The sequence below is a fragment of the Marinobacter zhanjiangensis genome (genome assembly GCF_014651935.1).
Lineage (GTDB): Bacteria > Pseudomonadota > Gammaproteobacteria > Pseudomonadales > Oleiphilaceae > Marinobacter > Marinobacter zhanjiangensis.
The window spans coordinates 166,012-188,270 of the sequence record NZ_BMXV01000004.1 but is presented as its reverse complement, the minus strand read 5'-3'; the positions used below and the strand labels follow the sequence as shown (position 1 = coordinate 188,270).

Below are 22,259 nucleotides of genomic sequence, written 5' to 3'. Positions count from 1 at the left end.
AAGCTTGTGAAAAAAACACCGCATTCGAGTACACTGGCGGCGTTTTTTCCACAGGCTTGCCCTGAACCGCAACACCAGACCGGGGACTCACCATGCGATGGCTCAGATTGATCGATAACGGGCTGGGACGCATTTCCTATTTCTGTGGCTGGATAGCCAGCGTGGCATTTCTTCTTTTGACGCTGAATGTCTTCTACGACGTGATGGCACGCTACGTGTTCAGCGATGTTTCCATCGGCATGCAGGAAATGGAATGGCACCTGTATTCGGTGGTGTTCCTCATGGGCATCCCCTTTGCCCTGCGCACTGACGGGCATGTGCGGGTGGATGTGTTTTACGCCCGCTGGAGCGAAACCTTCAAGGCCTGGGTCAACCTTATCGGCGCGCTGGTGCTGGTTATTCCCTTTGCAGCCTTCATTGCCTGGCTGGGCATTGATTTCGCCAGAGAATCCTGGGAACTCGGTGAAAGCAGCGGCGACCCGGGCGGCCTGCCCTTCCGCTGGATTATCAAAAGCCTGATTTCCTTCTCCTCCTTCTTCACCGCCATTGCCGGAATCAACATGGTCACCTACGCCATTCGCGTCATCAAGAAGGACGCCCACTATCTGAACAGCGAGCACAGCGCCGGAGGCCTGGCATGATCGGTATCTGGATGTTCGGAGTCTGCCTGCTGATGCTGCTGTGGGGCTTCCCCGTGGCTTTCACTTTTGGCGGCGTGGCATTGATTTTCGGCCTGATCGCCGAGGGGCCACAGCTTTTTGCGTTCATGCCGTACCGCATCTGGAGCATCATGACCAACACCACGCTGATGGCAGTTCCGCTGTTCATCTTCATGGGGTTGGTACTGCAGCGCACCAAACTGGCGGAACAGTTACTGGAGTCCATGGGCAAACTGTTCGGCGGTGTCCGTGGCGGCCTGGCCATCTCCACCATCCTGGTAGGCGCGCTGCTGGCGGCCTCCACTGGCGTGGTGGGCGCCAGCGTGGTCGCCATGGGGCTGATTTCCCTGCCCGTCATGTTGCACCACGGCTACAAAACGGAACTGGCCACCGGAACCATCTGCGCCTCGGGCACCCTCGGGCAGATCATCCCGCCTTCCATCATCCTGATTATTCTGGGTGACGTGATCGGGTTACCGGTGGGCGACCTGTTCCGGGCCGCCGTGATTCCGGGGCTTGTGCTGATTGGCCTGTATGTAGGCTATATTCTTATCGTGGCCTTCCTCAAGCCGGAGGTTGCACCGGCCATGCCCTCGGACGACAGCCAGACCCGGGGCCAGGAGATACGCCGGGCGTTGCTTGCGGTCATACCGCCGCTGGCGCTGATCATTGTGGTACTGGGATCCATCTTCACCGGTATCGCGACCCCCACCGAGTCATCCGCCCTGGGCGGCGTTGGCTCGGTGATTCTGGCGCTGCTCTACCGCCAGTTCTCCTGGCAGGTCATCTGGGAGTCGGCCAGGGATACCGTCAAGGTCACCGCCATGGTCTTTGCCATCCTGGTAGGCGCTACCGCCTTCTCCATGGTGTTCAGTTACACCGGCGGTGACTACCTGCTGGAAGAGTGGATGATGGCCCTGCCCGGCGAGAAATGGGGCTTCCTGATCCTGTCGATGCTGATCATCCTGTTTCTGGGCTTCTTCATCGACTTCGTGGAAATATCCTTCATCGTGGTGCCCATCCTGGCGCCGATTGCCGAACTGCTGGGCATCAACATGCTGTGGTTCGCGATCCTGATTGCCATGAACCTGCAGACCAGCTTCCTGACGCCACCCTTCGGCTTCAGTCTGTTCTACCTCAAGGGGGTGGCACCACCGGGCGTGGCCACCACGCAGATCTACAAGGGGGTAATACCCTTTATCCTGATTCAGGCTGCGGTGGTGATTACCCTGCTGGTGATGCCGGAGTGGTTCGGGCTCTCGGCTACAGGCTCACCCGGATATTGACCCGTTGCCACTATACAAGGGCCGGCACCTCGCCGGTCCTTGGCGTTCTGGCTCCTTCCTGTACTGCCCCGGGGCCGGGCACCCGCAAACGGATCGGCCGCGATCGGGCCACAATGATTGATGTGTTCCGCAGGACGGGAGAAGATACCGAATTCAGCCGTCAGGGATGAGGCTCGTTATCCTCAGTTCAAGCCAACAATCACAAGAAGGGCCATTCCATGAAGCTAAAAGATTCCGTCGCCATTGTTACCGGCTCCTCCTCCGGTATTGGCGCTGCCATCGCGCGCCTGTTTGCCGAACACGGCTGTCATGTTGTCATCAACTATAGCAACAATGAAGACGGCGCCCGGGCCGTGGCCGCCGAGTGCGAGAAGCACGGTGTGAACACCCTGGTGATGCGGGCCAACGTGGCGGAAGATGCCGACTGCCGAGCCCTGGTGGACGCGACCCTGGACCAGTTCGGCCGTGTCGATATCCTGGTGAACAACGCCGGCACCACCAAATTCTGTGATCATGCCAACCTCGACGGCCTCGACAAGCAGGACTTCCTGGACCTTTACGCGGTCAACACCGTGGGCCCCTACCAGATGACTCGCGCCGCCGAGAAAGCCCTGAAAGCCAATGGCTCCGGGCATATCATCAACATGGCCTCCATCGCCGGTCTCGCCGGTATTGGCAGCTCCATCGCCTATGCGGCGTCCAAGGGCGCCCTGGTGACCATGACCCGCTCCCTCGCCCGCATCATGGGTCCCGAGGTGCGGGTCAATGCGGTCTGTCCCGGTTTTGTCCAGGGCGAATGGCTGAAGAAAGGCCTGGGCGAGGACAAGTACGACGCCTTGCTGGAGAAGACCAGGGCCGCCTCGCCGCTGCACGACGCCGCCTCCCCGGAAACCGTTGCCGACGTCTGCCTGGGCCTGATTGTCGGTGGTGACCTGACCACCGGGGAAACCATTCTCATCGATGGCGGCGCCCACCTGGGCATGGCCCCGGTCCGTCGTTGATCGCAAGGAGAAACAACTGATATGAGCAACAAACCCAGCATCCTGATCGTCGGCGCCGGTGCCATTGGCAGCTTCTATGGCGCCATCCTGAAAAAGGCCGGGTGCAGCGTCAGCACCGTGCTGCGCTCCGAGTATGATGCGGTGAAAGCCAACGGCATAAAGATCTCCAGCCCCCTGGGGGACCTGTCCTACCGGCCAGACCAGGTCTACCGTGACGATGACACCCCCACAGAAGAGCCGGATTACCTGATCCTCTGCGTGAAGGTACTGCCCGGGGTGGACCGCGCTGCCCTGGTAAAACCCTGGATGGGCCGCAACACCCGCCTGGTACTGATCGAGAACGGCCTGGACATCGAACGGGAGCTGGCCGACGCCTACCCTGACAACCCGATTATCAGTTGCCTTGCGTTCATCGCCGCCAGCCGCACCGAACCAGGCGTGGTGGAGCACAAGGCCTATGGCAAGCTGGTGATGGGTCGTTACCCGGAAGGCATCGATGACAACTGCAGGGAGCTGTCACAGCTGTTCATCGACGGCGGCATCAACATCGACCTGACCGAACAGGTGGTGGCTGAGCGCTGGCGCAAGTGCCTGTGGAACACCCCGTTCAACCCCCTGTCGGTCATCGCCAACGGTGCCGACACCCGGACCATCCTTGACACCGACGGGGGCGAGGAACTGATTCGCGCCATGATCCGGGAAGTCATGGACGTGGCCGCTGCCGAGGGCTACCCCATGGAGGAGAAGGTGATCGAGCAGAACATTGCCGGCACCCGCAAGATGCCGCCCTACAAGAACAGCATGGCCCTGGACTATCTCAATGGCCGGCCCATTGAGCGCGATGCCGTGCTGGGCAATGTGGTGGCCATCGCAAAGCGCCATGGCATTCCCTTGCCTCACCTGAACACCGTGCTGGTGACACTGAAGATGCGGGCAACCCTCGAAGGCAGGGACTGACCGCTACTTGCCGGTCCCACCTCTACCGGGTGCGGGGTTCGCCGTCGTGTTATGGTCACGGCGGTTCCGATAACTCTGGCAGGGCAGACCATGGCGACACCACGCACAACAGCTCAGCGCCTGAAACTGGTCCTGCTGGCCGTTCTTGCCACGCTGCTGGTCAGTTTCACCGCGCTGCTGTTCTACCTCTGGTTCGCCCTGCTAAGCCCGTACGGCTACGAGCGACCCGAAACCCTGTCACCGATAGACCCTTCCCGGGATCACGAGCTCTTTGTTTTCGGCACCCTGCAGCAACCCTGGATTCGCTATATCGTCATGGGGCGCGCCGGTGATACCGAGCCGGCGGTACTCGAAGACTACCGGAAGGAAGCGCTGGATATCGAACCCGAGAAGGGAGCGGAAGTGGAAGGAAAGCTTCTTCAGGTCACCCCGGAAGAACTGGCACGGCTCGACCGCTATGAACGGCTGGGAATCCGCTATGAACGGGTAAGAATGACGCTGGCGGATGGCACCAGCGCCTGGGTCTACCGGCTTCTGCCTCCATAGCGGCCTCCCCGGCCGCCCACAAAATAACTGTCCGAATTCTTTACACAGCTATAACGGAAGGCCCCGGCCTTCCCGTTCCCTTTCATCTGCTGGTCAGCCTGACTTTTCATTGAACATGGATATCCGGCCGCCATCCACCACCAGGTCATGGCTGTTGATAAAGGAGCCTTCGTCGCTGGCCAGGAATACGGCCGCGTTGGCAATATCCAGCGCCAGCCCCGCCCGGGGCAGCGGCGTCGCCTTCGCCAGGTTCTTCTCGAGCTTTTCCAGCTTGGCCTGATTTTCCTCTTCACTCAGGGTGTTGGCCCGCTCGGAACCACCCCAGAAGATGGGCGTGGCCACGGCGCCCGGTGAAATGGCATTCACCCGGATGCCATCAGCCCCCAGCTCGACACCGGCGAGCCGGGTCAGGTGGCTGACCGCCGCCTTGGCACCGGAATAGAGATAGCCGCCCTGCCCCAGGCGATGGGCCGCAATGCTGGAATTGTTGATGATGCAACCGGAGCCCTGCTCCCGCATCACCCGGGCGGCATGTTTGATACCAAACACCACACTGCCGGTCAGCAGGCGCATGATATGGCCGAACTCGTCTTCGGTAACCGAGTCCAGGGTGGTGCGATCGCCGGCACCGGCGTTGTTGAACAGGCAGTCCAGGCGACCGAACTTCTCAACGGCCCCGTCCACCAGGGCCGCAATGTCAGCCTCGTTCATGACGTCCGCTTGCTGGAAAACGGCGTTCGACCCCAGATCTGCCGCCAGCTTCTCGCCCTTGTCCACACTGCGACCCGCGATGATCACCGTGGCGCCTTCTTCCACGAAACGGCGGGCCGTGGCTTCGCCGATGCCACTGGTGCCACCGGTAATTATGGCGATTTTTCCATTTAGGCGATCAGACATGGTTTTGCTCCCATTGTGATTATTGGTGAAGCATAACCCGGGACCATAGACCGGCAAAAGCTCACAGGCCTCCTTCCTTATTGCCTGAATTTTCTACAAGCCTTGAATCGAGGCGTCGCCCTATCACCGGAGTCGGCCGAAAAACGTCGATATTCTTTACATTCCAAGCATTCTAAGCATCTTTTACCCTTTAAAATTCAATAAAATACACCGATGGCATGAACCATGCTTATAAAGATGTCAGATAGTCTGCGCAAATGGAGCGTAGCACGCGACATCCGATGTCAATGTACATCGTCAGGAGAGAAAAATGAGAATACACAGGAATAAAGCAACAGCATTGATATCCGGAAGCATTCTGATGGCTGCCTCCATGGCCGTGCAGGCAGCTCCGGTGGCTTGCATCAACGGTGGTGTCAACGATACTTACAGTGCGAGTGCCAATGGTGCTTACGCCGATGCCTGTCATTATTTTGCAAGCAACATCGCCGACTCTAGCGTTATCACCGCCCATACTAACGGCTTGTGGGGTAGCCCCGGTAATGATTTTACCTATGTAGGCAAGGATAGTGAGGCAGGCGAAATCTCCGGTATTGAGTTGATGGTCTCAGGCTCGGATGATGAGTTCAAATATCTCTACCAGTTGATCGTACCCCAAGCCTGGGAAGGCACCACAGTAGACTGGGTACTGGGCGTCAAACAGGCCAGCAACAGCTACACGAGCTATCTGTTTGAAGACGTCACTCTCGGTATCGACGGCGGTTTCAACAGCTTCTGGCTAAATCCCCAAGGCAAAGAAGGTAATGATTTTTCCTTTGCCGCCGGCTTTATCCGGGTTGTTGATGTGCCAGTCCCCGAACCCGGCTCACTAGCCCTTCTCGGCCTTGGCCTGATCGGTCTCCGGTTTGCCCGCCAGCACAGCAAGTCTGCCTGATTCGGTCATGCTCCGAACAGAAGTGCCCTTTAAGAAACAACAAACCCCGCTCAAGGCGGGGTTTGTTGTTTACGGGAACCGGTCAGTTAACCAGTTCCCTGCGAACACTCAGACTTATTCAATATCCGAGTTATTCAGATAAGCCCGATCAGAAATATTGGTCCACGGGCGGATCTGTTCCAGGTATTCACGCTGGGAATCGATGATTTCCTTGGTCAGCGGATCATCCTCGGCCATCTCCGCCAGCAGCTTCTTGGTGGAAGCACGCAGGGCGTCCATGACTTCATCCGGGAAGGTACGGAACTTCACGTTCGGATAATCTTCCTGAATGCTGCTCCAGGCCTTGCCGCTTTCATGCATGGTCTGGATATACATGTCATAGGCGGCGGTGCGCATGGCCACCCGCAGCACTTCCTGCAGATCTTCCGGCAGCTCGTTCCAGGTATCCTTGTTGATCAGCCACTGCAGTTCCGCGGACGGCTCCTGCCAGCCACCGTAGTAGTAGTCGGCGATCTGGTGGAAGCCCATGGGCAGATCGAGAGCGGGCCCCACCCACTCCAGGGCATCAATGGTGCCGCGCTCCAGGGCGGTATACAGCTCACCCGGGGGCAGGTTGGTAACCGCAACGCCGATGTCTGACATGACCTCACCGGCAAACCCGGGCGTGCGCATCTTCAGGCCCTGCAGGTCTTCCAGGGAAGTGATTTCCTCCCGGAACCAGCCGCCCATCTGCACGCCGGTGTTACCACCGGGGAACGACAGCATGTTGTGTTCACCGTAGACTTTCTGTGCCAGGTCGAAGCCTTCACCATAATAGAACCAGGCGTACTGTTCCGGCGCAGTCATGCCGAATGGTACGGTAGTGAAGAACATGCTGTTGGGAATCTTGCCCTTGTAGTAGTAGGAGGCAGTGTGCCCCATGTCGTACTGGCCTGCCTTGACCATATCAAAGATGCCAAACGGCGCCTTGTGCTTGTTGGAGGAGTCGATACGTATCTTCAGCCGGCCCTCCGACATCTTTTCCACCATGGCCTTCAGGCTGCGGTTGGTATCACCGAGAATGGGATAGTTGGGGCCCCAGGTTTCAGCCAGTTTCAGAGTGTAGGTTTCGTCGGCCAGGGCCGAGGTACTTGCGAAGGAAAGCGTCAACAGCAGCGTTGCTGCCTTGAGCTTGGAGCGTAATGTCATGATGATTACTTCCCGCTTTGGTTTTATTGTTGGGAGCTCGAACCCGCGCTGGCCCGCAAGCTCCTGGAGTGGATTGGGTGGCCGCTATGTTCAAGCGATTCGCATTAAACCGGCTCCACCGGCGACATGATAACTGCCCGCCACCAACGATGCACAGGGGAAAGCTGCAGATTGCACAGAGGATGTCCGCGATGAAAGACCTGTTTCTGATCCGACACGCCAAGTCCAGCTGGACCGACGACTCCCTGCGGGATATGGACCGGCCCCTCAATAATCGCGGTAAACGCCAGGTGGACGCCATGGCCCGGGCCCTGCTCGAGCTGGGCGCGCTGGATGGCCCGGTCCATGCCAGCCATGCCTTCCGGGCCCGTCAGACCATTGAGGGGGTGATGGAACAGTTACCGGAACGGAACCTGGCCTCCCGGGTTCACTTCGACCCGGAACTGTACACCTTCCGCTGGAAGCGACTGTTCAGATGGTTGAAGCACCTGAACAGTGATGCCCCTTCCATCACGGTGATCGGACACAACCCGGCGCTGACGGACCTGGCCGGCATTCTGACCGGCGACGAGGTGCCGGAGCTGGTCACGGGCGCCGTCATGCACCTGAAAATCCCGGTAACGTCCTGGCACCAGCTTGCCAGGGGAAGGGCAAAGCTGGTGCACCACCTGCCCCCGGCGGAAGCCAGCTACCAGCTGTTCCGCCGCAAGGCGCCAAAGGCACCGGAAGCCGGGGATGACCTGCAACAGCAGGTACCCGCGGCGCTGCATCACCAACTGGAGACCATCCGTGCCCTGCAGCCTGGCGTGGCACAGGGCATGGACCCGGAATTCCTGCATCGGTTCAGGGTCAACCTCAGGCGCACCCGGGCCGTTACCGACGCCATCGTCACCATTACCGGCGAGAACGCCCTCCGCAAGGGGATGAAGCCGCTCAAGCGCATGGCCGAGCAGACCAGCCTGTTGCGGGATCTGGACGTATTCCTGCTCTATCTTGAAGGTCAGTCGGCCGCCAACCCACGATTACGCCGCTCCCTGAAAGCCTCCGGCGCCCTGGAGACATACCGCCAGTGGCAGGAGGAGGAACGACAGTCACTGTGCCGGCAAATGGACAGCAAGGCATGGCACAAGGGGCTGAAAAAATGGCAGGCGACGGTTACCGGCAAACCGTTGCAGCGGGCACTGAAGAAAACCACACCCGCGGCCATACACGACACCGTGCAACAGCGTGGCAACCGGTGTCTCGAGCTTTTCCGGGGCCTCTCTCACCAGGCTGCGGACGACGATTTCCATGAGCTGCGCAAGGCACTCAAGCGCCTGCGATATCTGGCGGAACTGGACAAGCCGCACTACCAGACACTGCTGAAGGAACTGAAGGGCCAGCAGTCGCTGTACGGGGAATTCCAGGATCGTCACCAGCAGCTTTCACTACTGGCTTCACTGGCCGACACCAGAAGGGGCCAGCACCTGCCGCCAGCACTGAAGGAGCTGGCGCAACAGGTGGAAAATGAAAAGTACGTCGCCCGTGAAGCCATCCTGGCCCAGCCGCCGTGGATAGTCGGGCGTCAGTAAAACACCCAACCGCCAACGGCCAGAGCCACCACCCCCAGCCCAAGGACGATAAACAGGCCTTTCGGGGAACCGGGGCCATTCTGGCGGCTCGCTTCTTTCCTGGCCCGGGCAATTTCGGCCCAGGTATGCTGGCCCATGTAGGAGACATCAGCGTCCTGCATACCTGGTGCCCAGGTACATTCCTTTTCCTTGTGTTTCATGTACACCCTCCTTGCAAAGTCGGGTATCAGCTTACCGGCTACAGACCCCGATAACCAACCACCATCGCGGAACCGGCACACAGTCCAGTGATCCGGCAGCCGCTGTTGCCGTACATCTTCCACCTGGTGCCCTTGACTGACTCGTCAACCTGTCGCAAACGGACACCACATTACCGGGGAGAGAAGGTATGGATATGCTTTTCTACGATGGCCAGTGCCCGCTCTGCCGTCGTGAAGTCAACACCCTCAGGCGCCTGGAACGGGGCGGGCTCGGCTTTGTCGATATTCACCGGCAACCTGACGACGGCCCACTGGCCCCGGGGCGTGAAGCCCTGCTCCGCAGGCTCCACCTGGTGACCGCCGATGGCACCTGGCACATCGGCCTGGATGCCACGGTTCGTGCCTGGTCCCATACCCCTGCCGGCTGGCTGTTCCGCCCCCTGACCTGGCCTTTGTTCAGGCCTTTGGCACAGGTGGTCTACGAACGCTGGGCCGACCGACGCTATCGGCGTCGGTACGCCTGCGAGTCCTGCGGCCCGGGGGAAGACCGTAAGCCGACAGGGTTGTAATTGACCCCGATCGCACCAACAACTGGTAATAACGGGCGGTGAAAGCGCTCACACTTATTTCGTACCCAAGGGAGGCAATCACATGAAAGTACTGATGGTACTGACATCTCACGATCAGATGGGCGATACCGGCCATAAAACCGGTTTCTGGCTGGAGGAGTTCACCGCTCCCTACTACGTGTTCCGCGACGCCGGCGCCGATATCACCCTGGCCTCCCCCAAAGGCGGGCAGCCGCCGGTCGACCCCAACAGTGAAGCGGAGGACGCCCTGACCGACAGCACCCGCCGGTTCAGTGAAGATGACCAGGCACGACAGGCGCTGGCCAGCACCAAGAAGCTCGGTGATGTAAACATCCATGAGTTTGACGCAGTGTTCTACCCGGGCGGCCATGGTCCGCTGTGGGACCTGGCCGACGATGCCGACTCCATCAAACTGCTGGAAGAAGCCAACAAGGCGGATAAGGTCATTGGCGCGGTCTGTCATGCGCCTGCCATTTTCCGGCACCCGGAATCACCCAACGGCGACTATTTCGTGCGGGGCCGTACGGTGACCGGTTTCACCAACAGTGAGGAAGAAGCGGCAGGCCTGACCAGCGTCGTGCCCTTCCTGGTGGAGGACATGCTGAAAGAAAATGGCGGCAACTACAGCCGTGGTGATGACTGGGCGCCCCATATCGTGGTGGACGGCAACCTGATCACCGGCCAGAACCCGGCCTCCTCCGAAGGCGCCGCCAAGGCGGTTCTGCAGGCGCTACAGGACTGAACCGCTTCAGACGGATCGGGGGCGCTCGTCTTCCGGGGCGCCCTCATCACACTTCACACAATTCAGCTCGAACCCGAGCATGGCACGCCGGCCCTCACAGGACTCCACCCAGGGCCGGTTGACCCAGGGTGGCTGGTGCCGCACATGCTGGTTGTGGCCACAGGCCAGCTGAGCGACCCAGTGATCTTCTTCATCTTTGTGATAGCCGGTGATCGGTTGTTTCATAAACCTCGGTCCTCTACCAAGCTCATACCCGACAGCAGGCCTTGAATTTCTTCCCGCTGCCGCAGGGACAACGGTCATTCCTGCCCGGACTAAGCCGGCCTTCCGTAGTCTTGCCACGGAGGTAGTACCAGCGTCCCTCGTCTTGAACGAAGTCCGACTCCTCTTCCAGGTAGCCGAATCCATCCGGCATACGGTAAAGGGCCCGGAAGTGTACGTGCCCCCGATCGCCCTCAGACCCGGACAACAATACCTGAAGGCCGACCCACTCCGGGGAATCCGCCAGAACCAGCGTGGCGGGCCGGGTATCCGGGTGCCAGGTGGCCAGCAGATAATCCGTCAGGCCCAGCACAAAAGCGCTGTAGCGGGAACGCATCAGGGCTTCGGGGGTCCGGGCAACCGCCTCCTGGCGATGGTATGGCTGGCAGCATTGCGGGTAGGACTGACTGCTGCCACAAGGGCATGAAGACATGGCATAACTCCACTGGAATCCGGGACGTCAATTTACCACATGGCCACAGATAGCAACCTATCAAGCTGTGTGTTATAAATTATTGCCTCAAAGCTGTTATCACTCCACCCGACAAGGCCCGTACCGTGCCGGCAGACATCACCATCTATCACCTTCTTCTGGCCAACCTGGTGGTGCTGGCCGGGTCCTGCCTGCAGGGTGTGGCAGGCTATGGTATCGGCACCCTGGCGGCGCCGTTGCTGTTCCTGATTTCGCCGGTGTTTATCCCGGCGCCACTGACCCTGAACGCGGGGGTGCTGACGGTGCTGATGCTGGTTCGCAACCGAACCAGCCTGCAGGTGCGGGAAGTGCGCTACGCCATTGGCGGTGGCCTGATCGGCGCCGTGCTGGCGGGATTCACGTTGACGGTCATAACCGCCCAGGGCTTTGAGCTGATCTTTGGAGCCTTGATCCTGCTGGCGGTGGTGCTCAGCGTTGCCGGCCTGAAACCCCGCCTCAACCCGCGCAACAGCGTGATTGCCGGCACGGCGTCCGCCTACATGGGCACCATTACCGCCGTTGGCGGCCCGCCCATAGCCATGATCTACCAGAACGAGAAGGGCCCGCTGGTACGCGCCAACATGTCGGCCTTCTTCCTGTTCGCCAATGTCTTCGTACTGGCCACGCTGGTGCTATCGGGGTACCTGGGCGTCACCGAGTTATGGCTGTTCGTGGCCACCATGCCCGGGGTATTCATTGGCTTCTGGCTCTCTGCTGGCCTGGTAAACCGGCTGCCCTTCGAGGCCCTGCGCCCCATCATTCTTGGAATTGCCGCAGTGGCCGGGCTGGCGGCACTGATTCGCGGCCTGATCAACCTTGGCGCCTGATCTCTTCGATGCGGGCATCTTTCTGTTCCCAGAGTTGCCGGACCCAGGCCTGGAAGGTCTCCCGGAAGTCGGGGTCGTTGGCGTAATCCCCCATGAACAGTTCCGGCGGCACGGTGCGGCTGCGAATATCCACAATCACCCGGGACACCTGGCCGCTGAGCAGCTCCCAGAATCCGGGGATCCGCCCCTCCGGGTAGACGATGGTGACATCCAGCAGGTAACGCATCTGCTTGCCAAGGGCGGCCATCACGAAGGCAATGCCACCGGACTTGGGCTTGAGAAGATGCCGGTAGGGTGAAGCCTGCTGGCGATGCTTGGCCGACGTACAGCGAGTGCCCTCCAGGAAGTTCACCACGGTCACCGGCAGGTCATGGAACTTCTCGCAGGCGCGCTGGGTGATCTCCAGGTCCTTGCCCCGGTCTTCCGGGTGCTTTGCCAGATGCTCCTTGCTGTAGCGCTTCATGAAGGGATAGTCCAGCGCCCAGAAGGCCAGCCCCACCAGCGGCACCCAGATCAGCTCCCTCTTGAGGAAGAACTTGAAGAACGGCGCCCGTCGGTTGAACACTTCCACCAGCGCGGGAATATCCACCCAGGACTGGTGATTGCTGATCACCAGGTAGGGTTGGTCCCGCTCCAGGGTGACGTCACTGCGGATATCCCAGACTGTAGGCGTCATCACCCTGAAGATGATTTTCAGGCCCTCGGCCCAGGTTTCGGCGATCCACATCACCCCCAGGGAGCAAAGCTTCTGCAGCCATTTGATGGGCACCAGCACCTTGACCAGCCCCATCAGCATCATCGGGCCAATACCGATCAGCGTCATCGCCAGAATCAGCAGGCAGATAATAATTGCCCTGGCAACCTGTACAACCAGCACCACTAGTGTCCCGTTTGGTTAATTCGTTAATAACGGTTTGCCGGCAGATCATAGCGTTTCACGGCTGGCCCTTCACCTTTTGCCGCCGTTGCGCCGGTACGCCTGACAATGGCCAGCTTCTTCCACTCGCGGAAAAAGGATACCATTGCCCGCCAATACCAATGACAACAGAGGAACAACAAATGACTCAGCCGTTTGAAGGAAAGGTGGCCCTGGTCACCGGTGCCGCCGCGGGTATCGGTGAGGCCACCGCCCGGGCATTTGCCGACGCCGGCGCCAGCGTGATGCTGTCGGACATCAACCAGGAAGCGGGCGAGCAGGTGGCAGCGGCGATCAACGAGGCCGGCGGCAAGGCTGCTTTCATACGCTGTGATGTCATCAAGGCGGGCGACGTGAAACACCTGGTAGACCAGACCGTCGAGCAATTCGGCCGCCTGGACTTTGCCTTCAACAACGCCGGTGTGGAACTGGAGCGCAACAAGCTGGCCGACGGCAACGAGGACGTCTTTGATGCCATCATGGATGTCAACGTCAAGGGTGTCTGGCAATGCATGCGACACGAGATTCCGGTAATGGTGGATGCCGGCAGTGGTGTGATTGTGAACACCGCATCGGTGGCAGGCCTCGGCGCCGCCCCGGCAATGAGCATCTACAGTGCCAGCAAGCATGCCGTGGTCGGTCTGACCAAGTCCGCGGCGGTGGAGTACGGCCGCCGGGGTGTGCGGGTGAACGCCGTCTGCCCCGCCATCATCGACACCGACATGCTGCGCCGGGCCATCGAGGAAGACCCCCGCAAGGAAGAGGTCCACAAGAACATGCACCCCATCGGCCGCATTGGCCAGCCACAGGAAGTGGCCGCCGCCGTGCTGTACCTCTGCTCGGAAGGTGCCGGCTTTACTACCGGCGTCGCCCTGCCCCTGGATGGTGGGTACACCGCCATTTGAGGCAGGGTAATCTCCGGTGGCCGGCCCTCCGGTCGCCGGCTCACATGTCCCGGGTGCTGGCGACCTGCCGCGCCAGGCGCATGGCTTCGTTTTCTTCCATCTTCTTCAGGGAATCCATCAGGTCCTTGGCTTCCATAATTTCCGCCTTGCCCGCCAGGCTGTCATACAGGTCGATAACCTGGTCGTGGAAGCGGAAAATTTCCGCGCAAATTTCCTCAAACCCCAGCGATGCAAAGTGGGTGTCCGCAGGATCGTTCACCTTCACCGGTTTGTGCTTCATATAATCGTACAGCCGGGTTTTCAGCGTCTTTTGCTCCGCCTGACGCTCGAACTCGTCGGTGATACGCACCAGTTCCTGCTCGTGATCCGCCAGGTAGGTGAGCAGCGCACTGGCCTGTTCATCGGTATTGCCGTCCGCGCTTTCATGCATGCTGCGGGCGAGAAACCGGTGCATGTCCCGCACCCAGTCAATAAGGTCTTCAAATGTCTTGATTTCCATCGGCTTTCCTTATTTCAGGATCAGTCTTTGTTGGTTTGTCGGCCATCCTCGGTCTGGTGCCGGTGAACACTATACCCTGAACTGGGATACCAACTCCCGCAGACGCTCGCCGAGACGGGCCAATTCCTGACTGGCCTCGTTGGTTTGCGTAACACCGGTATCACTATTGTGGGCTGCTTCCACAATGCGCACCACATTCTTGTTGATTTCCTCAGCCACCTGACTTTGCTGTTCAGACGCCGTGGCGATCTGGGTGACCTGATCATGGATGTGTTCCACCGACTGCTCGATCGTACTCAAGGCGGAGCTGGCGTGGTTGATTCGCTCCACCGTCTCGTCAGAAAGGCCCTGAGACGACCGCATTCGTTCGACGGCACTGCGGGTTTCACTGGTAAATCCGTCGATCATTTCCCGGATCTGCCCGGCTGATTCACCACTGCGCTTGGCCAACTGTCGCACTTCATCGGCCACTACCGCAAAACCACGACCATGCTCGCCGGCCCGGGCGGCCTCGATAGCCGCATTGAGCGCCAGCAGGTTGGTCTGGTCGGTTACCTCATGGATGACATCCAGCACCTTCTGAATATCATCACTGCGGGCGGCCAGCGATTCAATAGCAGTAGCGCTCTCCAGGATATTCTTCGACAGCTGACCCACCGACTGCTGGGACCCCGCCATGGTCTGCCCCCCGTCCCTGGCCAGCCGGTCGGCATCGGCTCCCGCCTGCTGCACCTCGTTGGCATTTTTCGAAATCTGGTGAATCGTAGCAGCCATTTCGTTAATGGCCGATGCAATCTGGTCGGTTTCCGAGCCCTGGACCTGGACCGACGCCCGGGTTTCTGCGGCAACACGACTCAGTTCCTCCGCCGCCGATGCGACCTGATGGGTGGTTTCATCCACCTCACGGATGGTGCCGTGGATCTTGCCAATAAACGCATTGAAGCGCTGGCAAAGCTCCGCCAGCTCATCATCGCCCTCGTCCGGCAGCCGGTGGGTCAGGTCACCGTCACCTTCCGCCACTTCCCGCATCATGTCACTGACCCGGGCCAGCGGACGGGTCACCGTGCGCCCCACCAGTCCACCCAGTACGGCAGCCAGCACGATCACAACCACGGTAGCCATCAGGATAAACGCCAGCGCCTGGCCGATGTTTTCGTCAATCTCGGCCCTGGCCTCTGCCAGAGTCGCCTCGATGTCAGTAATGTAGACGCCGGCACCAATCATCCAGTCCCAGTCTTCAATCAAGGTGGCATAGGACAGCTTGGGCTCGACGTCACCACCTGCCGCCGGGTTGGGCCAGTCATACGCGTAAAAACCGTTGCCGGCTGCAGCTTCGAACAGGTCACCGATCAGCTCGCGGACTTGCGGGTCTCCGGAAGGACCTTCACTGTCAGGGTCTGGCCGGTAAGCCAGGTTGAACATGTCCCGACGCCAGGCAAACACATAGTTGTTATTGCCGAACTTGATGGACCTGATGCGGCTGCGGGCTTCCTGCCGGGCTTCCTCGTCGCTCAGGGCAGGATCACTCCGGGCTTCACTGATTATTGATTGGGCGGTTTGCACCAGGTCTTTCAGGCCCTCCTTGCGGGCCTCGGTGAGATTCCTCTCCAACCGCTGCAACTCCGCTTCACCGCTCGCCTTCAGTTGCGATGCCGTAAGCCATGCGATGGTAGCGCCAGTCAGGATCACCGGCACCAGAACGGCCAGCAACAGCCGGCTGCGGATTTTCAAACGAGTCAGGATAGTCATGATCGGTACTGCCTTGGCCAGGGACGTAATTCGCCCCGTCACTATAGGCCATGGTCGACATCCATACAGTTACTGAGTGTAGCCGGTAAGTTCCATGTAGCCCTCCCCGTTGGCCGTTCCGGTAACGGTCACCGGGCTTTCCCAGTATGGATACAAACCGGCGTTCCAGTAGTCGCCTTGCGGCGCATTCACAACAAGATCCAGCGCCCGGGACGGCACCTCGATCCGCCAGGTCACCGGAATGTCCCCCCGCTCTGTTTCCCGGTAGCTCTCGGCCGCTAACCGGATCTGGCCCCGGGTAAGGCTGTGTACGCTGCCATCGGCATTTACCAGGGTGCCGGAACGAAAAGCGTCCTCCCCACGACCAACGCGGAACACCATCAGCCTGCTGCCGTCATCCAGCCGCAGGGCAAACCAGTCCCAGCCCTGCTGGTCGGAGCGCAGGAACTGGCTGCTCCACTCCCGGTCCAGCCAGCCGGTACCGGTCACCTGGTGGCCCACGCCATCCACGGTAACGGTACCGCTAATGGCGATGTCAGTGAGGCTGAAATACATGGAACCCTGCCCATTGTCCGCCTTGGCACTGAAGCCCTGGTCACCGTGGCGAATGATCCTGTCATCAGGGACAAGCTCCAATTGGTAGGACCAGCTTTCCCCCGAAGCGGTCAGTTGCCACCGGCCCGGTTCAACCGCTTCCAGTTGCCAGTGGTCCAGCCAGACCTGCAGGGGCTCGGCCCGGGCACCGGCCTGGCCGATATTGCCCCTGGCAAACCGTTCCGAGAACCAGTGATTGCCCTGGAAAGACACCGCCCCGTGAGCCATCCATGCGGACTGCAGCGGCCAGCGGGAGGCCGGAGGTGGTTCTTCAGCCTCCGGCCGCGGCTCCAGCCCCTGCCGGAACTGGGTCCACTGGATGCCCATGGGCTCGCCTTCCGCCGTTTCCAGGTTGGCGGTCAGGTACCACCACTCGATCCGGTGTTCGGGGTGGGGGCCCCAGTCTTCAGGCAACTCTATCCGGTCTTCCGGCGAGGGCTGATGAAAGTCGGACTCCGGTGCCGAGTCCGCCAGGCCGGCAAAGCCCTCCGGTTCCGGCGTCTCTGTGCAACCGGCGGCCATCACCAGCCAGATAGCGGCCAGGGCGTAACGGATCAATGTTCTGGTCATCGTTCCTGCCCTCCATCCAGGCGTGGTGCCTGCACAGGTGCCTCTGTCCGACCGCTGCTGGCCAGCCAGCCCACCACCACCGCAGCCAGGCCAAACAGGAGCAGCAATTCCAGCCAGTACCCGGGGTAGATAGCCATGGGCAGCGTCCAGCCAAAGGCCACCGGGTTGATGCGGTCCACCAGGACCCAGGTCAGGGCGATGCCCACCGGCAATGCCGCCACCCAGATGGCCACCATGAATTCCGCAGTCAGCATGGTGATGGTTTGCCGACGTTGGCGGTGAGTCAGCCCCCACGCAGAGAGCAGACCGAAATACCAGGCCCGGGAGCGCAGCACCACCCAGCCGGTCATCAGCAGGGCCACGCCCGCCAGCAGCAGGGTCAGGTAGCTGATCGACCGGGTCAGGGCGAAGGTCTGGTCGAATATCCGGGTGGCCAGCCGATGGATGGTCTCATTGTCCCGCACCTGCAGGGATCCGACCTGCCAGGCCGCTTCCAGCCCGGCAACCAGATCGCTACGGGAGACACCGCCGCTGCCATCGGCGAGATCAATGGTCAGGGAGCGGAAACCGGACACAAAGCCGTCGGGCAGATGGCGTGTATCCACCAGGACCTCTCCGGCGGGCCGGCCGTAGTCGGCATACACCCCGACGACCTCCACCACTCTCTCTTTATCAGCGATAACCAGTGTCAGCTGGCTGCCCGGTTTCAAATCCTGTCGGCGGGCCAGTTGCTCGTTGACCAGCACATCGCCGTCAGCCAAGGCCTGCCAGGGTTGAGAGACAGAGGCCAGCAGGGACCACTGGCGGATCAGGGTCGATGTTGTGTCTGTTGCCATCAGGTCTACTTGCCGGTTCTCACCGTTCATGCCCAGGCCGGCGGCTCCCCGCAGTACCGGATGCCATTGCGCCACGCCGTCCTGCGACTCCAGCCAGGTAGCCGCCGGCGCCAGAGGCTTGCCCTCCGGAACTTCCACAAACACATCACCGGCCAGTCGCTGGTCAAGCCACTCATGAAAGGTGCCCTCGAAGGTAGACACCAGCGCATGGACCGCAATCACCGTTCCGGCAGCCAGCTGCAGGGCCACCAGTGGCAATGCCAGGCGACCGGCCAGAACACCGAGCTCCCGACGACGCCAGAGTTTCAGGGGTGGCATATGAGGCGACGGTGAAAGACACCAGCCCAGCAACGCCGGCGTCATCAGGCCAGCCCCCGCCAGCACCAGACCCGTTCCCAGAAATACGGTCACCAGGCTCTGCGCCGGCACGACGAGGACCATGCCGGCCAGGATGAGGACCGCTCCCATTACCGGGTGGGCCTTTGAGCGGGTACGGCCTGCATTTCCCCTGAGCAGGTCCAGCCCACACCAGAGCACCACCAGGATCATCATTACCAGCGTCACCAGGAACCCGGTGAGCGACTCGCCGGTGGCCAGCAGGTCGGTTTCAAACAGGTTGCCGAGGGCGGCACCAAAGCCGCCAGCAAGAACATCCGCCAGCCCCTGCCCCAGCAGGTAGCCGGGCACCACACCCAGAGCAGCCAGCACCATCAGTTCCAGCAACAGATGTAACCGTAATCGCCGGCGGGTTACCCCGTAACGCTCCAGCAGGCCCAGGCTCTCCCGGCGCTGGGCCAGACCCAGGGTATAGACACTGCGAATCAGCAATGCCGACACCAGCACCACCAGAAGCCCCAGTGCATCCAGGTTCAGCAGGAAGCTGTCAGACAGCTCACCGGTACTCAGGCCGCCCGGGTCGCCCTGTCGCTGCCAGCCTTCAGGCAACGAGGCGTCTCCCTTGGTGACATACAGACGAAGGGTGGCAGAGTGACCCGAGGCGGCCCGTTCCGCTGCCTCGGCAATATCCACGAACGGCTGGCCATCCATGCTAAATCCGGAGCCCGTGGCCGCCCCCCGGGAGCAGGCCATGGCCAGGGGATCAATGCCCACCACCTGCCCCCTGGCGTCGTCGGTCGCCACCTGCAGCCAGGGGAACACGCAAAGCCCGTGACGCCGCAGGCTGGCAAAGTCGGCCACCGTGACCGGGGCACCATCGCTGCGTACTACCTGCTGACGACCGGACAGCTGGCTGTCACCCGCCGTCATGCTGTCCCGGGCCTGACCAGTGAGGGACCAAACCCCGGACCAGAGCGCTGTTGCCAGGGTCAGGATCAGCCACAGGGCCAGCAATTGCAGCGGGTGGCGCCGGTAATGGCTGAGTACGGCCCGGAGTATCACCCCTGCCCCCCTTCCGCCAGATCAAGGCGCCGGTCGCATCGTTCCGCCAGCGCAAGGTCATGCGTCGCCAGAATCAGGCCGCACCCCTGTGTCCGCTGCCAGTGGAACAACGCATCGGCAACATCGCGGGCTGTGTGCCGGTCCAGGCTGCCGGTGGGCTCGTCCGCCAGCACCAGATCCGGCCCCATGGCAAACACCATGGCCAGGGCCGCCCGCTGCCTCTGCCCGCCGGACACCTGATCCGGATACCGCTGCTCCAACCCCGCCAGGCCCAGGCGCGCCAGCCAGTCCCGGACCGGGCCGAACGACCGGCCAGCCAGGTCGGCACGCAGTTTCACGTTTTCTTCCAGTGTCATGGCAGGCATCAGGTTGCTGTCCTGGAACACCACGCCCACCCGTCGACGGCGCAGACCCGCCCATTGGTCGGCGGTCAGGGTGGCACCGTCGCGGCCAAGCACCTGCATACTGCCGTCATCCACGCCCTCCACCCCACACAGGATATTCAGCAAGGTACTCTTGCCGGACCCCGACGGGCCGGTCAGGGCCAGGGATTCCCCGGCTGCAAGCTGAAAGGACAAATCCAGGAATACCGGCACTGCACCGCTACCGGTGTTGTAGGACTTGCTTAACCCCGACACATTGACACTGGTCACCACTGATCCTCCTGACAGATACCAAGAAAGCTCCACAAACGTGCACAACGAATGTATTTGCACACTTCCTGTGCATATATTCTTCAGGGGCACATAGCCTGAAGGCCTTTCGCACCATCTGAAACCACCTAACCGACCAATAATAAGGCATACGCACCAAATCGGACCGATTATTGCTTAGAAACCCGCCAGGTCGAGCCCGGGACGTGCACCAGCGTGATCCATCGGGCTTATCAAGTCACTAAACCGGGAGCACTCCTGTCCGTGGATATTCCATCAGCCATTCATACCCTGACCGACAGTGCGAACACACTCTTCCTGCTGATCGGTGCCGTCATGGTACTGGCCATGCACGCCGGCTTTGCCTTCCTGGAAGTGGGCACGGTAAGACACAAGAACCAGGTCAACGCACTGGTCAAGATCATGACCGACTTCGGCATTTCCGCCATCGCCTACTTCTTCATCGGCTACTACATCGCCTACGGCAATCATTTCTTCAGTAATGCTACGGCCCTGACACAAAATCAGGGCTACGAACTGGTCAAGTTCTTTTTCCTGCTGACCTTTGCCGCCGCCATACCGGCCATTGTATCCGGTGGCATTGCCGAGCGTGCGCGCTTCTACCCCATGCTGGTGGCTTCGGCACTGGTGGTGGCCTTCCTGTATCCGTTCTTCGAAGGCCTGGTCTGGAACGGCAACCATGGCTTCCAGGCCTGGCTTGAAAACAGCTTTGGCGCGCCTTTCCATGATTTCGCGGGCTCCGTGGTGGTCCATAGTGTTGGTGGCTGGATCGCCCTGGCGGCAGTGCTGCTGCTGGGCGCCCGCCACGGTCGCTATCGTCAGGGCAAGGTGGTAGCGTTCGCCCCCTCCAATATTCCTTTCCTGGGCCTGGGTGCCTGGATTCTTACCGTCGGCTGGTTTGGCTTCAACGTCATGTCCGCCCAGACCCTGGACGGAATCAGCGGGCTGGTGGCGGTCAACAGCCTGATGGCCATGGTGGGCGGCACTATCGTTGCGATGGTGGTGGGGCGTAAGGACCCCGGCTTTATCCACAACGGCCCCCTGGCTGGACTGGTGGCGGTGTGCGCCGGCTCCGACCTGATGCACCCGATCGGCGCCCTGATTACCGGCGGTATTGCCGGCGCCGTCTTCGTATACCTGTTCGAATGGGCCCAGAACCGCATCGAACGGCTGGACGATGTGCTGGGTGTCTGGCCCCTGCACGGGGTCTGCGGGCTGTGGGGCGGTGTGGCCGCCGGGATCTTCGGCCAGGCCTCCCTTGGTGGCCTGGGCGGTGTCAGCCTGATGTCGCAGCTGATTGGCTCCCTCGCGGGCATGATCATCGCCTTTGTGGGCGGCCTGGTGATCTACGGTATCGTGCGACAGTTGGCCGGCCTGCGCCTGAGCCAGGAAGAGGAGTTCAATGGCGCGGATGTGAGCATCCACCGTATTGGCGCCACCTCCTTTGAGTGACAGACCAAACAGCCCCAAAGGGCGTATCATGGTGGAAACTTTTTATCCACAAGGAGCGACCATGGACGCCCGGTCTCTGTTCACATCTGTTATCGAGGACTGCCGGCCAGGCTCACTCCTGGTGGCGGGAGACGCCGCCAGACAGGCTGCCGATAGCTGGCAGGCCGCCCATCCCGACGTTATCGTTGAAGCTCTGGACCCCGGCGCCGGTGAACTGTCGGGCGCCAGTGCCCAACCCCACGACCTGGCCCTTGTCACAGACACCCTGGAGAGCCTGCCCCTGGAGACTGGCCGGATACTGCTCGGGCAGCTTCGCAACCTGGGCAACCACCAGATTGCCGTGCTCGTCAGCAATGCCAGTGAATGGGTCTTCAACGACTTCATCGCCCTGGGCTTCGTGCGCCAGGCCAGTACCGATGGCGACCAGGGCCATACCCTGTACACCTATAACATCAACACCTACAACCACAAACGCACCTGGAACAACCCGAAGTACTGGGCCAATCCCGAAATGTGGGACAAGGCCAGGTGGTAA

Annotated in this window: 24 protein-coding genes; 13 read left to right on the top strand and 11 right to left on the bottom strand. The window is 60.8% G+C overall.

The genetic code is table 11. The features are described from left to right. Positions 1-92 precede the first annotated feature (92 nt). From IE079_RS09910 to IE079_RS09890, 5 genes are all read left to right on the top strand, one after another. Complete coding sequence (locus IE079_RS09910; RefSeq protein ID WP_189575921.1) at positions 93-641, top strand: TRAP transporter small permease subunit; 549 nt, start codon at positions 93-95, stop codon at positions 639-641. Further along, positions 638-1,945: a TRAP transporter large permease gene (locus tag IE079_RS09905; protein ID WP_189575920.1), complete on the top strand. Its 1,308-nt coding sequence runs from the start codon at positions 638-640 to the stop codon at positions 1,943-1,945. Before IE079_RS09910 ends, IE079_RS09905 begins: the two co-directional genes overlap by 4 nt. A gap of 218 nt (positions 1,946-2,163) precedes the next feature. Then, positions 2,164-2,946, top strand: coding sequence for an SDR family NAD(P)-dependent oxidoreductase (locus tag IE079_RS09900; protein ID WP_189575919.1), 783 nt, complete (start codon positions 2,164-2,166; stop codon positions 2,944-2,946). A gap of 21 nt (positions 2,947-2,967) precedes the next feature. Further along, on the top strand, positions 2,968-3,903 hold the full coding sequence (locus tag IE079_RS09895; protein WP_189575917.1) for a ketopantoate reductase family protein: 936 nt from the start codon (positions 2,968-2,970) through the stop codon (positions 3,901-3,903). Between the two features lie 90 nt (positions 3,904-3,993). Then, the gene (locus IE079_RS09890) at positions 3,994-4,449 is read left to right on the top strand and encodes a gamma-glutamylcyclotransferase family protein (protein ID WP_189575916.1); all 456 of its coding nucleotides are present in this window, start codon (positions 3,994-3,996) and stop codon (positions 4,447-4,449) included. A 93-nt stretch (positions 4,450-4,542) separates the two neighbouring features. Here the strand turns inward: IE079_RS09890 and IE079_RS09885 are convergent, their stop codons facing one another. Beyond that, positions 4,543-5,346: an SDR family NAD(P)-dependent oxidoreductase gene (locus IE079_RS09885; RefSeq protein ID WP_189575915.1), complete on the bottom strand. Its 804-nt coding sequence runs from the start codon at positions 5,344-5,346 to the stop codon at positions 4,543-4,545. 310 nt (positions 5,347-5,656) lie between these two features. Here IE079_RS09885 and IE079_RS09880 point away from each other — a divergent pair, with 310 nt between their 5' ends. After that, positions 5,657-6,280 (top strand): PEP-CTERM sorting domain-containing protein, encoded by a 624-nt coding sequence (locus IE079_RS09880; RefSeq protein ID WP_189575914.1) that lies wholly within the window; start codon positions 5,657-5,659, stop codon positions 6,278-6,280. A 114-nt stretch (positions 6,281-6,394) separates the two neighbouring features. On the opposite strand, the gene IE079_RS09875 is transcribed toward IE079_RS09880, so the two are convergent. Beyond that, positions 6,395-7,468, bottom strand: a complete 1,074-nt coding sequence (locus IE079_RS09875; protein ID WP_189575913.1) for a TRAP transporter substrate-binding protein — start codon at positions 7,466-7,468, stop codon at positions 6,395-6,397. A gap of 191 nt (positions 7,469-7,659) precedes the next feature. On the opposite strand from IE079_RS09875, the gene IE079_RS09870 reads away from it, so the two are divergent. Then, positions 7,660-9,039 (top strand): CHAD domain-containing protein, encoded by a 1,380-nt coding sequence (locus IE079_RS09870; RefSeq protein WP_189575912.1) that lies wholly within the window; start codon positions 7,660-7,662, stop codon positions 9,037-9,039. On the opposite strand, the gene IE079_RS09865 is transcribed toward IE079_RS09870, so the two are convergent. After that, complete coding sequence (locus IE079_RS09865; RefSeq protein WP_189575911.1) at positions 9,033-9,239, bottom strand: hypothetical protein; 207 nt, start codon at positions 9,237-9,239, stop codon at positions 9,033-9,035. The two genes, IE079_RS09870 and IE079_RS09865, sit on opposite strands and share 7 nt — an antisense overlap. A gap of 188 nt (positions 9,240-9,427) precedes the next feature. Between IE079_RS09865 and IE079_RS09860 the strand changes: the two genes are divergently transcribed. Continuing rightward, positions 9,428-9,808, top strand: a complete 381-nt coding sequence (locus tag IE079_RS09860; protein WP_189575909.1) for a thiol-disulfide oxidoreductase DCC family protein — start codon at positions 9,428-9,430, stop codon at positions 9,806-9,808. Between the two features lie 82 nt (positions 9,809-9,890). Then, positions 9,891-10,571, top strand: coding sequence for a type 1 glutamine amidotransferase domain-containing protein (locus IE079_RS09855; RefSeq protein WP_189575907.1), 681 nt, complete (start codon positions 9,891-9,893; stop codon positions 10,569-10,571). Positions 10,572-10,577: 6 nt separating this feature from the next. On the opposite strand, the gene IE079_RS09850 is transcribed toward IE079_RS09855, so the two are convergent. Together IE079_RS09850 and IE079_RS09845 are read right to left on the bottom strand one after the other, a co-directional pair. Continuing rightward, entirely contained in the window at positions 10,578-10,796 is a 219-nt protein-coding gene (locus IE079_RS09850) for a DUF3565 domain-containing protein (protein WP_189575904.1), read from the bottom strand. 22 nt (positions 10,797-10,818) lie between these two features. Then, on the bottom strand, positions 10,819-11,265 hold the full coding sequence (locus IE079_RS09845; RefSeq protein WP_189575902.1) for a YchJ family protein: 447 nt from the start codon (positions 11,263-11,265) through the stop codon (positions 10,819-10,821). Positions 11,266-11,390: 125 nt separating this feature from the next. Between IE079_RS09845 and IE079_RS09840 the strand changes: the two genes are divergently transcribed. Beyond that, the gene (locus IE079_RS09840; RefSeq protein WP_227712431.1) at positions 11,391-12,131 is read left to right on the top strand and encodes a sulfite exporter TauE/SafE family protein; all 741 of its coding nucleotides are present in this window, start codon (positions 11,391-11,393) and stop codon (positions 12,129-12,131) included. On the opposite strand, the gene yihG is transcribed toward IE079_RS09840, so the two are convergent. Next, on the bottom strand, positions 12,115-13,008 hold the full coding sequence (gene yihG / locus IE079_RS09835) for a 1-acylglycerol-3-phosphate O-acyltransferase, YihG family (protein WP_227712430.1): 894 nt from the start codon (positions 13,006-13,008) through the stop codon (positions 12,115-12,117). The two genes, IE079_RS09840 and yihG, sit on opposite strands and share 17 nt — an antisense overlap. A 182-nt stretch (positions 13,009-13,190) precedes the next feature. Between yihG and IE079_RS09830 the strand changes: the two genes are divergently transcribed. Continuing rightward, complete coding sequence (locus tag IE079_RS09830) at positions 13,191-13,952, top strand: SDR family oxidoreductase (protein ID WP_189575900.1); 762 nt, start codon at positions 13,191-13,193, stop codon at positions 13,950-13,952. Positions 13,953-13,992: 40 nt separating this feature from the next. Here the strand turns inward: IE079_RS09830 and IE079_RS09825 are convergent, their stop codons facing one another. The 5 genes from IE079_RS09825 to IE079_RS09805 form a co-directional block, all read right to left on the bottom strand. Further along, positions 13,993-14,451 carry an ATPase gene (locus IE079_RS09825; protein ID WP_189575898.1) on the bottom strand — a complete coding sequence of 153 codons (459 nt, stop codon included), beginning with the start codon at positions 14,449-14,451 and terminating at the stop codon, positions 13,993-13,995. Positions 14,452-14,520: 69 nt separating this feature from the next. Next, positions 14,521-16,200, bottom strand: coding sequence for a methyl-accepting chemotaxis protein (locus tag IE079_RS09820; protein ID WP_189575896.1), 1,680 nt, complete (start codon positions 16,198-16,200; stop codon positions 14,521-14,523). A gap of 69 nt (positions 16,201-16,269) precedes the next feature. Then, positions 16,270-17,364, bottom strand: a complete 1,095-nt coding sequence (locus tag IE079_RS09815) for a lipocalin-like domain-containing protein (RefSeq protein ID WP_189575894.1) — start codon at positions 17,362-17,364, stop codon at positions 16,270-16,272. Beyond that, entirely contained in the window at positions 17,361-19,598 is a 2,238-nt protein-coding gene (locus IE079_RS09810) for an ABC transporter permease (protein WP_189575891.1), read from the bottom strand. Before IE079_RS09810 ends, IE079_RS09815 begins: the two co-directional genes overlap by 4 nt. After that, positions 19,595-20,251 (bottom strand): ABC transporter ATP-binding protein, encoded by a 657-nt coding sequence (locus tag IE079_RS09805; protein WP_227712429.1) that lies wholly within the window; start codon positions 20,249-20,251, stop codon positions 19,595-19,597. Before IE079_RS09805 ends, IE079_RS09810 begins: the two co-directional genes overlap by 4 nt. A gap of 264 nt (positions 20,252-20,515) precedes the next feature. On the opposite strand from IE079_RS09805, the gene IE079_RS09800 reads away from it, so the two are divergent. Together IE079_RS09800 and IE079_RS09795 are read left to right on the top strand one after the other, a co-directional pair. Beyond that, entirely contained in the window at positions 20,516-21,724 is a 1,209-nt protein-coding gene (locus tag IE079_RS09800; RefSeq protein WP_189575887.1) for an ammonium transporter, read from the top strand. A 61-nt stretch (positions 21,725-21,785) separates the two neighbouring features. Beyond that, the gene (locus IE079_RS09795) at positions 21,786-22,259 is read left to right on the top strand and encodes a DUF6231 family protein (protein ID WP_189575885.1); all 474 of its coding nucleotides are present in this window, start codon (positions 21,786-21,788) and stop codon (positions 22,257-22,259) included.